We start from the raw sequence: 13,371 nt of genomic DNA on the forward strand, positions 1-13,371 counted from the left end.
CGATAGAGACGGGCTTGCGTTTTGCCATTCGTGAGGGTGGTCGGACGGTGGGCGCGGGCGTTGTCACGGAGATGCTGGACTAAACGCGCGCCAGCCGATTGGAGCGGATAGGGTATAATCCCCCTCCGCTCCGATCCTGGAGGAGAGGACGATGAAACGCGACAAAATCAGGATACGACTACGAGCCTACGACCATCGCGTGCTGGACGATTCCGTGAAGCGGATTGTCGAGCAGGTGCAGAGCACGGGCGCGCGCGTGCGCGGTCCCGTGCCGCTGCCGACCGACATCCGCCGATTCTGCGTCATTCGCGGTCCGCACATCGACAAAATCGGCATGGAACACTTCGAAATCCGTACCCACAAACGGCTCATCGATATCCTGGAACCGAACAACCGAACAATTGACGCGCTTATGCGATTGGATTTGCCCAGCGGCGTAGATATTGAGATTAAACTCTAAGGAGGCAGTAGCGATGCAAGAAGAGAAACAAGTATCGGAGGAGACCCCGCAAGCCAGCAGCGAGCAACCTGAGACGGGCGCCGAGCCAGATGCGTCGGCAGCGCCCGCCGCAGCGGCGGGCGAATCGACTGCCGAAAGCGAGCCGACAGCGTCCGTTGAGGCGGTAAGCGAAACGGCAGTCGAAGGCGAGTCGGCTGCCCCCGCAGAGGCTTCCGAAGAGGCGACAGGGGAAGATGTGTCGGAGGCGGCGAGCGCAACCGCAGCGGAACCAGCCGCGCCCGCCACGCCTGCCAAACCCAAACGCGAACTGCCTCCACCCCCCGTGCTAACAGGCTTAATCGGACGCAAACTCGGCATGACGCACATCTTCGACGAGAACGGACGCATGGTCGCCGTAACCGTCGTGGAGTTGGGTCCGTGCTATGTGGTGCAGGTGCGCACCCCCGAAAAGGACGGCTACTACGCGGCTCAGGTCGGCTTTGAGCCAATGAAGACCCAGCGCGTGAACAAGCCGATGCGAGGCGTGTTCGAAAAAGCCGAGTTGGAGAAGCCCCTGCGTCACTTGAAAGAGTTCGGAATCGTCGACGGGCAAGCCGCCAGCGGACAGGAAGTGCGCGTCGAGCATGTGTTCCAAGAGGGCGAAACGATTAAGGTCACGGGCACTTCCAAGGGGAAGGGCTTCGCAGGCGTGGTGCGCCGCTACAGGTTCGCAGGCGGACCGAAGACACACGGCTCGATGACCCACCGCCGACCGCTCTCCAGCGGCGCGACAGGTCCCCAGCGCGTGTTCAAGGGGAAACGCATGCCCGGGCGCATGGGCGGCGAGCAAGTCACTACGCGCAACCTGACCATCGTGAAAATCCTCGCCGACAAGAACCGTGTGCTGATTAAGGGCGCCGTGCCCGGCGGACGCGGCTCCATCGTCTATGTGCAGAAACAGGAGAGGTGATTCCTATGCCAAAAGTCAGTTTGTATAACGCGCAGGGTCAAGCGATAGGCGAGGTCGAACTGAGCGACCGCCTGTTTGGAACGCAGGGCAAGATGAGTGTGGTGCATCGCACGGTCGTGGCGCAATTGGCGCACCTGCGTCAGGGCACGCACGACACCAAGACGCGCGGCGAGGTGCGCGGCGGCGGACGCAAGCCGTGGCGCCAGAAGCACACGGGACGCGCCCGCCAAGGCTCCATCCGCGCCCCGCATTGGCGCAAAGGCGGAATCGTGCACGGACCGACCCCGCGCGACTATAACCCCATCGTGAACAAGAAAGAACGACGGCTCGCCTTCCGTACCGTGCTTGCCGACAAAGCCGAGAACGGCGCGCTGCTCGTCGTCGACGAGCTGAACTTCCCCGAAATCAAGACCAAGCACGCGGCGGCGTTCCTTAATGCGCTTGGGATTGGCAGCGAGCGCGTCCTTATCCTCATCCACGAGCCGAACGAAATCGTCTACAAGTCGTTCCGCAATCTGCCGAATGTGCTGGTGCGCATCGCGCCCGCGTTCGCCCTGCACGAAATCATCCCAGCGCGGCGCGTCATCGCCACGAAGCAAGCCATCGCCAAAATGGAGGAGGTGTGGGCGCAATGAAACATCCCACACAAGTCATCGTCCGCCCGCTGATTACCGAGAAGGGCACACGCCTGCGCATGCTGGAGAACCAATACATGTTCGAAGTGGCAGATGACGCCACCAAAATCGACATCAAGCACGCGCTCAAGCAACTGTATAATGTGGACGCGATCAAGGTGCGCACGCTGTGGGTCAAGCCCAAGCCGAGGCGCGTCGGACTGCGCAGTCGGGGCTACACCCGCGCGTGGAAAAAAGCCATCGTGACGCTCAAGCCTGACCAGACCATCGAAGACTTCAACCTGTAAGTGGAGGCAAATAGAGATGGGGATTAAGAAATGGAAACCGACCTCGCCTGGAAGGCGTTTTATGCAGACCTCGACCTACGAGGAGATTACCAAAGACGAACCTGAAAAGAGCCTCACGGTCGGTCTGCGCAAGACGGGTGGGCGCAACAACATGGGGCGCGTGACGGCGCGCCATCGCGGCGGCGGCAACAAACGCCTGTACCGCATCATCGACTTCAAGCGCAATAAAGACGGCGTTGCCGCGAAAGTGGTCGCCATCGAGTATGACCCGAACCGCTCCGCCCGCATCGCGCTCCTGGAGTATGAAGACGGCGAAAAGCGCTACATCCTCGCGCCTGTCGGGCTGGAGGTCGGCGCAACCGTGATGAGCGGAGCCGACGCCGACATTCTGCCAGGCAACGCGCTGCCACTGCAGAATATCCCCGTCGGTACGCTGGTACATAACATCGAACTCTATCCTGGCAAGGGCGGGCAACTGGTGCGCAGTGCGGGCGCGGCAGCCCAAATCCTCGCAAAAGAGGGCAACTATGCGACCCTGCGCATGCCCTCGGGCGAGATGCGCCTCGTACACCTCAGTTGCCGCGCAACCGTGGGACAGGTCGGCAACTTAGACCACGAGAACGAGGTGTGGGGCAAGGCGGGCAAGTCGCGCTGGCTGGGACGCCGCCCCCATGTGCGCGGTTCGGCGATGACCCCGCGCGACCACCCGCACGGCGGCGGCGAAGGCAAAGCGCCTATCGGACTGCCCCACCCTAAAACCCCATGGGGCAAACCCGCGCTCGGCGTCAAAACCCGACGCAACAAACGCACCAGCCGATTCATTCTCAAGCGGAGGAAATAACCTATGGCGCGCTCGCTAAAAAAGGGACCCTATGTCGACCCGAAGTTGATGAAGAAGGTGCTGGCGATGATGGACGCGCCGCCCGGACAGAGGCGCCCCATCAAAACCTGGTCGCGCCGTTCAACCATCGTGCCCGAAATGATCGGGCTGACCTTCGCCGTTCACGACGGACGCAAACATGTGCCCGTCTATGTGACCGAGCAGATGGTCGGACACAAACTGGGCGAGTTCGTGCTGACGCGCACCTTCCGCGGACACGCAGGCTCGGAGAAGACCTCGAAGGTCAAGAAGAAGTAAGGAGGTAACTATGAAAGCGGTTGCACGCTATGTTCGAATCCCACCACGCAAGGCGCGATTAGCCATCGACTTGGTGCGCGGCAAGCAGGTTGATGAGGCGCTCGTGATTCTCCAGCAAATGCCCAACAAGTCCGCACGCATCGCGCGGAAAGTGCTGGAGTCTGCCGTCGCGAACGCTGTCCACAACGCGGGGCTCGACTCACGCATGCTGTTTGTCGCGCGCGCCTATGTGGACGAAGGTCCCCGCTGGAAGCGCATCCTGCCCAAAGATCGCGGGCGCGCGTTCCGCATCCTCAAGCGCACCAGCCATATCACTATCGAGCTGGGGGTTCTCTTGCCGATGGGGGTACGCCCCGCTACCCGTAAACAACCGCAACCGCAGCAGGAGGAGCAGAACTAATGGGTCAGAAAATCAACCCAATTGGCTTTCGTGTGGGCGTTACGGGCAACTGGGAGAGTCGATGGTACGCGCCCAAGAAGCAGTACCGCCACACACTCTACGAAGACTACCTGATACGGCGCACCATCAAGCAACGCTGGTACAGCGCGGGCATTTCACGCATCGAGATCGAGCGTGCGGCGAACATCGTGCGCATTATTATCTACGCCGCGCGCCCTGGACAGATTATCGGGCGCGGCGGTCAAGGCATCGAGGAGGTCACCCGCGCGGTACTCAAGGCAATCCATCCGAATAAGCCCGAACTGCGCATTGATGTCGAAGATGTGCGCAACCCCGACCAAGACGCGCAACTGGTGGCGGAGAACATCGCCAGCCAGTTGGAGCGCCGTGTTTCACATCGGCGCGCCATCCGCCAAACAATTGCACGCGCCCAACGCTCGAACCTGCGCGGGATTAAGGTGATGGTTGCGGGGCGGCTCGGCGGCGCGGAGATTGCCCGCACCGAGTGGGATCGCTGGGGGCGCGTGCCGCTGCAGACCCTGCGCGCCGAAATCGATTACGGATTCGCGACCGCGTACACGATTTACGGCACCATCGGCGTCAAAGTCTGGATTTACAAGGGCGACATCCCGCTGACGGAGCGACGCATTCTGCTCTCCTCAGTAACCACGCCTGAGTCGGCGCTGCCAGGCGAGGCGAGGCGCGGCGCGCCTGGACGCGGCGGCGAACGCAAGTCCGCGCGCCGACGACGCGGCGGGGGCGGACGCGGACGCCAAGGCGGACGCCGACGCCAAGGCGGACGCCCCACAGAAACGACCACACCCGAAACGCCTGCCGCAGAGTGAGGTGAAACGCTATGCTGATGCCCAAACGAACGAAGTACCGAAAACAGCAACGGGGACGACGCAAAGGCGTCTCCAAAGGCGCACGCGAACTGCACTTCGGCGACTTCGGACTGGTGGCGATGGAGCCTGCGTGGATTACCAACCGCCAGATGGAAGCCGCTCGCGTCGCCATCGTGCGCTACCTGCGCCGCGGCGGCAAAATCTGGTTCCGAATCTTCCCCGATAAGCCCTACACCAAACGCGCCGCCGAAACCCGCATGGGGTCAGGAAAGGGCAGCGTGGAGGGCTGGGTCGCCGTCGTCCGACGCGGACGCATCATCATGGAACTCGGCGGCGTTGACGAAGCGCGCGCCCGCGAAGCGCTCCGACGCGCCAGCCACAAACTGCCCATCAAAACCAAAATCGTCTCCAAAGCCGACTTCCAACTCGGCGTCGAAACCGAAACGGTTGCCGCAGGAGGTGAACGCGCATGAAACCGCTCAACCCCGACCAACTGCGCCGCATGAGCCTCCCTGAACTGCAACGGGAATTAGACAACCTGCGCAACGAGCAATATCGGCTCCGCGTGCAAAAAAGTATCGGACAACTCAGAGACACCGACTCGATGCGCCAACTCAAGCGCAACATTGCACGCATCTTGACGATTATCAACGAGAAACGACGCGAGGCAGGCGTCTAAGGGGTATGCAAATATGAATGAGGAAGTGATTCAACAGGAGACACCTATGGAAGGCGTGCCAATCGGCGAGACGACCCCGTATAAGGGGCGTCGCAAAGTGCGCGTCGGCGTGGTAGTCAGTGATAAGATGGACAAAACCGTCGTGGTCGCCGTCACGCGCAGTTTCCGCCACCCGCTCTACGGGAAAACAATTCGGCGCACCAAAAAATATATGGCGCACGACGAACACAACGTCTGTCGCGTGGGCGACCGCGTTGAGATTGTCGAGACGCGCCCGCTCAGCCGACACAAACGCTGGCGCGTGCGCGCTATCTTAGAACGCGCCCAGTAGACAGGAGGGAGTGCGATGATACAACCGTTCACACGACTCAAGGTCGCCGACAACTCAGGCGCACGCGAGGTGATGTGTATCCGCGTGCTGAAAGGCTCGAACGCACGCTATGGGCATGTAGGGGATGTGATTGTGGCGTCGGTCAAAGCCGCCACGCCGAATATGCCCATCAAGAAGGGCGATGTGGTGCGCGCGGTGATTGTACGCACGCGCAAAGCCATCCGCCGACCCGATGGCAGCACGCTGCGCTTCGATGACAACGCCTGCGTGATTATCAACAACCAAGGCGAGCCGCGCGGTACGCGCATCTTCGGACCCGTCGCCCGCGAACTGCGCGATAAGCAGTTTATGCGCATCATCTCGCTCGCGCCAGAAGTACTGTAAGGAGGAACAACGATGGTACGCAAACGAGAGCGACCCCTGCGGATGAAAATCCGAACGGGCGACACGGTCGAGATTATCTCGGGCAAGGACAAGGGGCAACGCGGGCGGGTGCAGCGCGTGCTGCCCCGCGAGAACCGCGTCGTCGTCGACGGCTTGAACCTCGTCTGGAAACACCAGAAACCGCGCCTCATCACACAAAAGGGCACGAAGATTCAGATGCCCGCGCCGCTATTTGCCAGCAAGGTGATGCTGGTCTGCCCCCACTGCGATAAGACGACCCGCGTGGGGCGCATCCGCGGTCAGGACGGCAAACTGTACCGCGTGTGCAAAAAGTGCGGCGAGATGATCGACGCTACGAAGTGAGGGATGAACGATGGCAAAACAGAAAACACCCCCACCTCAGCAGCCACAGGGCAAGAAGGCAACGAAGGAACAGAAAACCGAGAAGCTGTTCGAGACAGGCGACGGCGCAATCGCGCGCATCACGCCGCGCCTGCGCACCCACTACGAACAGGTCGTGCGTCCGCAACTGCAACAGCAGTTCAACTACAAGAACCCGATGCAAATCCCGCGCCTGGAGAAAATCGTTATCAACATGGGCGTCGGCAAGGGCGAGCAGGAACCCAAGCAGCTCGAAAACGCTGTGCGCGACCTCGCGCTCATTTCGGGACAGAAGCCTGTCGTCACCGTCGCCAAAAAAGCTATCTCCAACTTCCGCCTGCGTCAGGGACACCGAATCGGCTGCAAAGTGACCCTCCGCGGCGATCGGATGTATATCTTTCTGGAGAAGCTGATTAATGTGGTGTTGCCGCGTATTCGCGATTTCGCAGGCGTCTCGCCCCGCTCGTTCGACGGACGCGGCAACTACTCGATGGGGCTACGCGAGCAGATTCTGTTCCCCGAAATCGTGTATGACCAGATAGACCGCATTCGCGGGATGGACATTACCATCTGTACGACTGCCAAAACCGACGAGGAGGCATTCGCGCTGCTCAAAGCGCTTGGGATGCCGTTTCGTAAGTAGTTTCCAGCCCCTTACCCCGTGCCCCTCTCCTGCCTTGCGGGAGAGGGGAGCCCTGCCTTCGACGCGCCAATCCTTTGTACCCTTATCAGGGTGGCTTGTGAACTATGTCCGTGCGATTGGTATTATTACTGGAGGACGACTGTGCCCAAGTCTATCTCCTGCGTGAGACTGGTAACGGTGATCGTGCGTGTGGCGGTGCGTGCGCCCTTGGTGAACACGAGGCGATAGTTGCCAGGCAGTAGCCACAGTCGGAACGCGCCACTCGGCTGCGATAGGATGACCGATTCGTTGGCAATCGGCGCGTCAGGCGGGGTGTAGACATCGATGCGCGCGCCGACTGGGGTGTCCAGCGGCACCTGCACAACGCCGTGCACATTGCCTGGCTGTCCAGGCGGGTTGTCGTCCGTTTCGGGCAGCAGCAACAGGTCGCCGACCTCCATCACGCCGTCAATCACGGGCTGATCGGCGAGAAATCGGCGCGGGAGGTAGCCCGTTTTCTGCACCTCGCCTTCGGGGTCTAAGACGCCTTCGGGGTCGTAGGCGATGCCGTTGAGGGTGAAACGCCCCGTGGTGGGGTTGCTCTGGGCGCGCTGTCCCAGCAGCGAGACAGTCGCCTCGCCGACGGGCTGCTGCGTTAGTGCGTCCACGATGCGTCCCTGCACCGCGATGGTGCGCACGCCTACATACAGGTCGCCGAGGTCTACTGTCTGTCCCGCTTGCAGGGGCGGCAGCGTGAAGGTGAAGTCAGGTAAGCCTGGAGTGCGCACGACGAGTTGGGTCGCGGTCGTCGGCACGCGCAGCTGGAACGTGCCCTCCTGTGTGCTGGTGCGCACGCTCTGCCCGCCGACGATGACCGTTGCAGGCGGGTTCGGCGGCTGACCTGTGCTGACCAGTACCACGCGCCCTTGCAGCAAGGCAGAAGGACCGAAGAAGCCGCCCCCGCCGCCACATCCTGCAAGCAGCGCGGTCAGCACCGCGAAAACACCTATCAGCAACGCCCAGAGAGAGAATCGCCTTGTCATTGCCGTCACCGTGTCAGGAGGATAGGGATTGTTGCCCGCGCAACGCGCCCCTCGCTGTCAACCGCCTCGATGTACGCCATGTAGGTTCCTGGGGGCAGCGCGCGTTCGTTGGCGTCGCGCCCATTCCAAGTGAGGCTCTGTGTGCCTGCGCCCGCCGCGCGGCTGGGGGTCAGCACGCGGATGGTCTCGCCACGCGCGGTGCGGATCTCGGCGCGCAGGGTCGCCTCGCCCGTGAGTTGGAACTGCAGGGTTGCCTGCCCGCCGCGCGAGACGGTCGCCGCGAGGTTGATGATGCGCACGGGCGCAGCGACGCTCGGCTCCACGACCACGCGCAGCGTCTGCGCGTCGGCAGGCGTGAAGCGGTAGAACTCGCGCTGGCGCATATCAACGCGCTCGCCTGTGGTTGGGTTCTCCAGCATAATGCGCCACCGTTTGGGCGTGGTGTGGGGGATACGCCAAGTGAGCGTATGTTCGCAGTTTGGCTCGGCGGGCGCGACCTGCAGCGTCCACTCCTGCCTGCCCGACGGCGGCTTGACCGACTGCAGGAGTCGCTGCCCCGCATCGTCCAGTACGCCGAACGCGCTCATGCCGGGCAGGGCAGGGGGCGCGTCATGGTTGTAGGCATAACTGCGCGTGCGCGCCGCGCCGTCTATGCCTACAGTAGCGACGCCGCCGCCCAGCGGCGACTGCAGAATCAGGTCCATCGCCCACGCGGGCGCGTCGGTGGCGCGGGCAGCGCGCCCCGTGCTGCCCGTCGGCGGGGGAACCAGCAGCGTGACCCCCTCTGGGCGTAGCACGCGAATCCAGTAGGCGCGCCCGGGCTCCAACTGCGTCGCCTGCACATAGGTTCCGAAACTGCCCAGCGTCCACACGCGGCTACCCACCAACGGCGGCTCGCCGCCCAGCGCCTCGGTCGCCGTCTCCCACGACACAGGCGAACTGAACTGATGCACCACCTGCAGGCTGTTGACGGGAATCGGCTGGTTGAACGGCACGCCCACCAGATTCCAGCCCGGTTGCAGCGCGATTGCGAAGGGGCGGTCTGTGGGTGGCGGGTCTCCCGAAATCGTAATGTTGATGGGGCTGCTCAGTTGCAGGAAGTAGCCGACTCCGGGCGCGGGGGGCGGCGTCGCGGGGTAGTAGGCGTAGTTGAAGCTCTCCTGCCGCCACTGTGCGAGGCGCAGTTGGCTGGCGGGGATGTTCAGCAGCTTCGCCATGTCGGTCTCGTAGGGGCGCAGAGGCAGGCTAATCATATGCAGTCCCGCGCTGCGGTTCAGGGTAAACAGCCCCGCGGGGGTGAGTAGCGTTGCCTGCACATAGTGGAAGCCGACGCCCGTGTTCGTGCGCCAAGTGCCCACCTGTGCGCCCTGCGCGTTGTAGAAGGTCAAAACAGCGATACGCTCGCGCGAGAGGGTCTCCTCGCTGAACTGCATGCCGAACGCGCCTTTCGTGACGGGCGCGCGGCGCGTCTCCGTGCCGATTTGCACCTCTACCTCGCCCTCGTCCAGCCCGAACACCACACCGAAAAAGTTGTTGCGGAAACTCGTGCCCTGCACCTTGCTGCTGGGGTAGTAGACCTTCGCGTTCTCTGTGCCGACGCTGAAGTCCACCGTCAGGCGTTGGTTGGCGGTCTCCGCGCCGACGAAGCTGGGCATAACTGCGCCCGTGCCCACCCGAATATCCACCCGCTCATACTGCGGCGAAAGCGTTAGGCGATTGTACGCGAAGTCCCAGTAGATGGGGTAGCAGGTGCCGTTCAGCAGCGATTCGTCCCAGCTGTTGCCCACGCGCGTCGTCTGGAAGTAGGTCAGGAACACCGTGAACACCGCCTGCTCGTCGGGCTTCACCCTCGAAGCGTAGGGAAGCATCTGCGCGTGCAGTTTGCGCCCGTAGGTCACGCTGGTATCCAGAATATACTGTCGGCGCGCCCACTGGTCAAACGGGACGCCCTCTACCGTCGGGTTCGGGTTGCCTGCAATCGCAGCGAGGGTCTGCTTGGCGAGGTTCAGCAGTTGCGTCGTGTCGCCGCGCAGGGCGGGGGTGTAGTTCTGGTAGTACCGCTGGTTGAACTCGCGGAAGAAGCTGGGGTACTCGGTCGCGAGTTTGAGCCACACGGAGCCTGCCATCTGGTAGCGCACGAGCCACAGCCCGCCTGTGGTGCCGCCTGCAATCGGCGGCTGGCGCAGCGACGGCGCGATAAAGCTGGGGCTGCCCAGCGTCGGCTGGTTCCAAGCATCGTAATACGGGCGCGCGTCGTAGGTGTTGTCCAGCGTCTGGTCGATGAAGGCAGGGTTCAGCCCCGCAAGGCTGCGGAACGCGGCACCACGCGCAATTCGCGCCGTTACTGCCCGCGCGAAGCCCGCCGCCCACGCATCGTAAAACGGCGCGACATCGGCATGGAACGCCTGCACCACCAAGTTCAGCAGGTTCACCGCCGCCGCCTCGGGCGAGTTGTAAATCGGGAACAGGAAGCGGTTGTTGCTCACATCGTAAATCCCGCCCACTACCGCGTCGCGGTCGCCGATTCCGTCGTCGAAGTTCACGACCTGAATCGTGAGCGTGCGCGCAGGCTTGCCGTACTCGGCTTCAACGAGCGCAGGCGCAGCGTTGAGGATTGCCTGCAGCAGCGCCTTGTAGGCGGGCGGGAAGGGGTCTGCGCCGTCCACGATTTGGAAACTCAGCGCGCCGTTGCCCAGCCCATCGGAGCGCGTGCGCGCGGGCAAGATGAGCTCCCCGTTGCGCCGCAGCACCACTGTATGCAGAATCGGCAGGCGGTAGTCTTCGGGGAGCAGACCGAGCTGCTTGTAGAGGCGGATTAGGGGACGCGCGCCCTGAATCTGCGCGCGGGTCGCCCGCTCCACCTGCGCCCGTATGAGGCGGTCTATCGCTTCAGGCGAACGCCCCGCGCGGTCGATGTCCACCACAATTACATGCTGGGGACCGTTGCTGACCGTCTCGAAGGGGCGGTTGATAATGTTGCGATAGACCTGCTGCGCCTGTAGCCCGTTCAGAAAAAGTGCAATCGCCAGCGCCGCGAGAAGGCGAAGTCTCCCTGCTCTCATCGTTCCCATCCTTAGACGCGCGAGGCGGGGGCGGGTTTCCCAGCGCCTGCGGCTATGGATTGTACCCGAACGCGATGGGGGTAGACGAAAGATTGCTAAGCAATTTTCGGTCATACAGTCAGAGTGTGCCGTCCACGGCAAAGGGGGGCACGCGGGTATGACGGAGGCAAGAAAGTGAAAGGGCGCAAGCGGCATATTGTGGTCGACTCGCAGGGCAGTGTGCTTGGGGTTAGGTGGCGTGCAGGGGCTGGCGGGCAGAGGCGCGGGTAGAATTGCTACAGAATGGAGCATCTGTTCGGCGTAATGCTGGTGTGGCTGCTGGCGGCGGTGTGGATTTTTCTACTGGTGAGCTGGGCGATTACAGGTGATGTCAGCGCGGTTGAGGCAGCCTTTGGCTCGGTCGTGGCGTTGCTGCTGGCAATTGCGAGTGCGCAGCGGGCGTTCCCGTATGTCGTGCCCTTCTCGCTGGCGACGCTGGGGGGCGGAGCCGTAGCGTTGCCCGTGCTGCGCGCGTATCTCAACCGCGCCGCGCACGCCCAAATGGACGCCGAACTCATCGAGCGCGCCTGCCTCGCCTACGAGTTCGACCCCAAAAACTACGGTGCACTCATCAACCTCGCCGAGGTGTGCTACAAAAACGGGCTGCTGGAGCAAGCCGTGCGTCACCTGGAACACGCGATTCAGCAAGCGCCCGTGATGGCAGCCAACGAGAAGCGACGCCTGCGCATGTGGCAGGACGAGCTACAACATCACCCCAAGCTTGGTTACACTCCCTGCATGCACTGCGGCGCGCGGTCTTCAGTGGGGGCGGTGCGGTGCGAGCGTTGCCGACACCTTTTGCTGCCGCTACTGGTGCATGGGCGTTGGGTTCCCCGCCAGTTAGTGCATAAGGCGGTCGCGGTGTGGGGCATCGCGGTCGGGGCGTCGGCGTTGAGCCTGCTTTGGCGCGAACAACTGACAGGGCTGAACGCGCTGGTCGCAATTCTGGCGACGCTCAGCGTCGCGCTGGGGCTAATCGTCTGGGTGGTGCGCCGATGATAAGCCTACGCACGCTGCCGCCGTTCACACGGCTGGATCGGTACATCGCCCGCGAAATGCTCGTCCCGTTGGGCATCGGCGTCTTTGCTATCCTGCTGATGCTGATTGGCAACCTGCTGTTCACCTACGCGCCGTGGTTTTTCAATTATGGCGTGCCCTTGACCGCCGTGCTGCAGATGGTGCTGTATTACACGCCGTACCTGCTGGTGCTGAGTTTGCCTGTGGGCGCGGCGGTCGGCACCGCGCTGACGGTCAACCGCCTCACGCGCGACAGTGAGATTACCATCATGCGGATGGCAGGGGTGAGCCTGCGCCGTATCTTCGCGCCGATGTTGCTGATAGGCGCGTTGCTGTCGGGAGTGAACTTCGCGCTGAACGAGTACCTCGTGCCGCCCAGCATGCAGCAGTTCAACAAGTTGCGCAATCGGATGTTCCTGCTGGCGCCCGTGCCGAACTTGACCAGCAACGCCGTCATCAGAACGCAGAACTACATGATTGGCGTTGGCATCGCACAACAGCAGGGCGATGCGGTGCTGCTGGAAGATGTGCTGATACTGGAGCGGCGCGAGCAGGAGGGCTGGCTGGTGGTCAAAGCGCCGCGCGGCAAATATCAGGGCGGCGTCTGGGAACTCTACGAGCCGACAGTGCATTACTACCAGCCCGACGGCAAGGTCGCCGATGTGCAACGGGCGACGCGCTTAGTAATCAACCTGCAGGTTGCGCTGCAAGACTTTTTCGCCGCACCGACGCCCGAAGAGCAAACGATGGCGCAGTTGGGCGAGCAGATTCAGCGCAACCGCCAGATGGGGCTGGACACGCGCACGCTGGAGGTGAGCTATCACCTCAAGGCGGCAGTGCCTGTCGCGTGTTTGGTGCTGGCGTTGTGCGCGCCCGTGCTGAGCTTCCTGCTGGCGCGGGCAGGCGGGTTCGTGGGCGTGCTGCTGGCGATTGTGCTGGTGTTCGTGTTCTGGAACACGCTGCTGCTGTTTCAGATTCTGGGCAATCACGGCGTGCTGCCGCCGCTGTTGGCGGCATGGGCGACGAACCTGCTGTTTGGCGTCGGCGGGCTAACGCTCCTCAGGCGGCTGGAGTAGGGAATATCGCCGACTATCCTTCG

At 62.7% G+C, this 13,371-nt stretch carries 18 protein-coding genes and 2 pseudogenes; 18 read left to right on the forward strand and 2 right to left on the reverse strand.

The window, feature by feature from the left end; translation table 11 throughout:
* The 15 genes and pseudogenes from NW848_RS08695 to rplE all read left to right on the forward strand — a co-directional run.
* On the forward strand, nt 1-83 hold an 83-nt coding region (locus NW848_RS08695), incomplete at its 5' end, for a hypothetical protein (RefSeq protein ID WP_414511077.1).
* Nucleotides 84-151: 68 nt separating this feature from the next.
* A complete protein-coding gene (gene rpsJ, locus NW848_RS08700) occupies nt 152-460 on the forward strand; it encodes a 30S ribosomal protein S10 (protein ID WP_414510876.1) in 309 nt (102 codons plus the stop codon).
* 322 nt (nt 461-782) lie between these two features.
* Nucleotides 783-1,409 carry a 50S ribosomal protein L3 gene (gene rplC / locus NW848_RS08705; RefSeq protein ID WP_414511078.1) on the forward strand — a complete coding sequence of 209 codons (627 nt, stop codon included), beginning with the start codon at nt 783-785 and terminating at the stop codon, nt 1,407-1,409.
* Nucleotides 1,410-1,414: 5 nt separating this feature from the next.
* A complete protein-coding gene (gene rplD / locus NW848_RS08710; protein WP_414510877.1) occupies nt 1,415-2,044 on the forward strand; it encodes a 50S ribosomal protein L4 in 630 nt (209 codons plus the stop codon).
* Nucleotides 2,041-2,331, forward strand: a complete 291-nt coding sequence (gene rplW, locus NW848_RS08715; RefSeq protein WP_414510878.1) for a 50S ribosomal protein L23 — start codon at nt 2,041-2,043, stop codon at nt 2,329-2,331. Before rplD ends, rplW begins: the two co-directional genes overlap by 4 nt.
* 16 nt (nt 2,332-2,347) lie before the next feature.
* Entirely contained in the window at nt 2,348-3,172 is an 825-nt protein-coding gene (gene rplB, locus NW848_RS08720; RefSeq protein ID WP_414510879.1) for a 50S ribosomal protein L2, read from the forward strand.
* 3 nt (nt 3,173-3,175) lie between these two features.
* Entirely contained in the window at nt 3,176-3,469 is a 294-nt protein-coding gene (gene rpsS, locus NW848_RS08725) for a 30S ribosomal protein S19 (protein ID WP_414510880.1), read from the forward strand.
* Between the two features lie 10 nt (nt 3,470-3,479).
* Entirely contained in the window at nt 3,480-3,869 is a 390-nt protein-coding gene (rplV, locus tag NW848_RS08730) for a 50S ribosomal protein L22 (protein ID WP_414510881.1), read from the forward strand.
* Nucleotides 3,869-4,498 (forward strand): annotated as a pseudogene (rpsC, locus tag NW848_RS08735) (30S ribosomal protein S3); the annotation flags it as partial. The gene rplV and the pseudogene rpsC, both read left to right, overlap by 1 nt.
* A gap of 227 nt (nt 4,499-4,725) precedes the next feature.
* On the forward strand, nt 4,726-5,187 hold the full coding sequence (gene rplP, locus NW848_RS08740; protein WP_414510882.1) for a 50S ribosomal protein L16: 462 nt from the start codon (nt 4,726-4,728) through the stop codon (nt 5,185-5,187).
* Entirely contained in the window at nt 5,184-5,393 is a 210-nt protein-coding gene (gene rpmC, locus NW848_RS08745) for a 50S ribosomal protein L29 (RefSeq protein WP_414510883.1), read from the forward strand. Before rplP ends, rpmC begins: the two co-directional genes overlap by 4 nt.
* A 46-nt stretch (nt 5,394-5,439) precedes the next feature.
* Nucleotides 5,440-5,724, forward strand: a complete 285-nt coding sequence (gene rpsQ / locus NW848_RS08750) for a 30S ribosomal protein S17 (RefSeq protein WP_414510884.1) — start codon at nt 5,440-5,442, stop codon at nt 5,722-5,724.
* A 15-nt stretch (nt 5,725-5,739) separates the two neighbouring features.
* Entirely contained in the window at nt 5,740-6,108 is a 369-nt protein-coding gene (rplN, locus tag NW848_RS08755) for a 50S ribosomal protein L14 (RefSeq protein WP_414510885.1), read from the forward strand.
* A 12-nt stretch (nt 6,109-6,120) separates the two neighbouring features.
* On the forward strand, nt 6,121-6,471 hold the full coding sequence (gene rplX, locus NW848_RS08760; RefSeq protein ID WP_414510886.1) for a 50S ribosomal protein L24: 351 nt from the start codon (nt 6,121-6,123) through the stop codon (nt 6,469-6,471).
* 118 nt (nt 6,472-6,589) lie between these two features.
* Entirely contained in the window at nt 6,590-7,132 is a 543-nt protein-coding gene (gene rplE / locus NW848_RS08765; protein ID WP_414511079.1) for a 50S ribosomal protein L5, read from the forward strand.
* A gap of 125 nt (nt 7,133-7,257) precedes the next feature.
* Here the strand turns inward: rplE and NW848_RS08770 are convergent, their stop codons facing one another.
* Together NW848_RS08770 and NW848_RS08775 are read right to left on the reverse strand one after the other, a co-directional pair.
* Entirely contained in the window at nt 7,258-8,154 is an 897-nt protein-coding gene (locus tag NW848_RS08770; protein WP_414510887.1) for a hypothetical protein, read from the reverse strand.
* Nucleotides 8,155-8,159: 5 nt separating this feature from the next.
* Nucleotides 8,160-11,216, reverse strand: coding sequence for a FlgD immunoglobulin-like domain containing protein (locus tag NW848_RS08775; RefSeq protein ID WP_414510888.1), 3,057 nt, complete (start codon nt 11,214-11,216; stop codon nt 8,160-8,162).
* Nucleotides 11,217-11,332: 116 nt separating this feature from the next.
* Between NW848_RS08775 and NW848_RS08780 the strand changes: the two are divergent.
* From NW848_RS08780 to NW848_RS08790, 3 genes and pseudogenes are all read left to right on the forward strand, one after another.
* Nucleotides 11,333-11,447: pseudogene (locus NW848_RS08780) on the forward strand (transposase); the annotation flags it as partial.
* A gap of 51 nt (nt 11,448-11,498) precedes the next feature.
* Nucleotides 11,499-12,254, forward strand: coding sequence for a hypothetical protein (locus tag NW848_RS08785; RefSeq protein ID WP_414510889.1), 756 nt, complete (start codon nt 11,499-11,501; stop codon nt 12,252-12,254).
* Nucleotides 12,251-13,348 carry an LptF/LptG family permease gene (locus tag NW848_RS08790; RefSeq protein ID WP_414510890.1) on the forward strand — a complete coding sequence of 366 codons (1,098 nt, stop codon included), beginning with the start codon at nt 12,251-12,253 and terminating at the stop codon, nt 13,346-13,348. The genes NW848_RS08785 and NW848_RS08790 overlap by 4 nt, the downstream gene beginning before the upstream one ends.
* Nucleotides 13,349-13,371 lie beyond the last annotated feature (23 nt).

Source organism: Synechococcus sp. RC10A2, from assembly GCF_047502605.1.

Bases quoted from the DNA above. Each gene is read 5' to 3' on its own strand.
- rpsJ (WP_414510876.1), top strand. From the start codon at position 152: ATGAAACGCGACAAAATCAGGATACGACTACGAGCCTACGACCATCGC.
- rplW (WP_414510878.1), top strand. From the start codon at position 2,041: ATGAAACATCCCACACAAGTCATCGTCCGCCCGCTGATTACCGAGAAG.
- rplD (WP_414510877.1), top strand. From the start codon at position 1,415: ATGCCAAAAGTCAGTTTGTATAACGCGCAGGGTCAAGCGATAGGCGAG.
- rpsQ (WP_414510884.1), top strand. From the start codon at position 5,440: ATGGAAGGCGTGCCAATCGGCGAGACGACCCCGTATAAGGGGCGTCGC.
- rplX (WP_414510886.1), top strand. From the start codon at position 6,121: ATGGTACGCAAACGAGAGCGACCCCTGCGGATGAAAATCCGAACGGGC.
- rplB (WP_414510879.1), top strand. From the start codon at position 2,348: ATGGGGATTAAGAAATGGAAACCGACCTCGCCTGGAAGGCGTTTTATG.
- NW848_RS08785 (WP_414510889.1), top strand. From the start codon at position 11,499: ATGGAGCATCTGTTCGGCGTAATGCTGGTGTGGCTGCTGGCGGCGGTG.
- NW848_RS08775 (WP_414510888.1), bottom strand. From the start codon at position 11,216: ATGAGAGCAGGGAGACTTCGCCTTCTCGCGGCGCTGGCGATTGCACTT.
- rplP (WP_414510882.1), top strand. From the start codon at position 4,726: ATGCTGATGCCCAAACGAACGAAGTACCGAAAACAGCAACGGGGACGA.
- rpsS (WP_414510880.1), top strand. From the start codon at position 3,176: ATGGCGCGCTCGCTAAAAAAGGGACCCTATGTCGACCCGAAGTTGATG.
- NW848_RS08790 (WP_414510890.1), top strand. From the start codon at position 12,251: ATGATAAGCCTACGCACGCTGCCGCCGTTCACACGGCTGGATCGGTAC.
- rpmC (WP_414510883.1), top strand. From the start codon at position 5,184: ATGAAACCGCTCAACCCCGACCAACTGCGCCGCATGAGCCTCCCTGAA.
- rplN (WP_414510885.1), top strand. From the start codon at position 5,740: ATGATACAACCGTTCACACGACTCAAGGTCGCCGACAACTCAGGCGCA.
- rplV (WP_414510881.1), top strand. From the start codon at position 3,480: ATGAAAGCGGTTGCACGCTATGTTCGAATCCCACCACGCAAGGCGCGA.
- NW848_RS08770 (WP_414510887.1), bottom strand. From the start codon at position 8,154: ATGACAAGGCGATTCTCTCTCTGGGCGTTGCTGATAGGTGTTTTCGCG.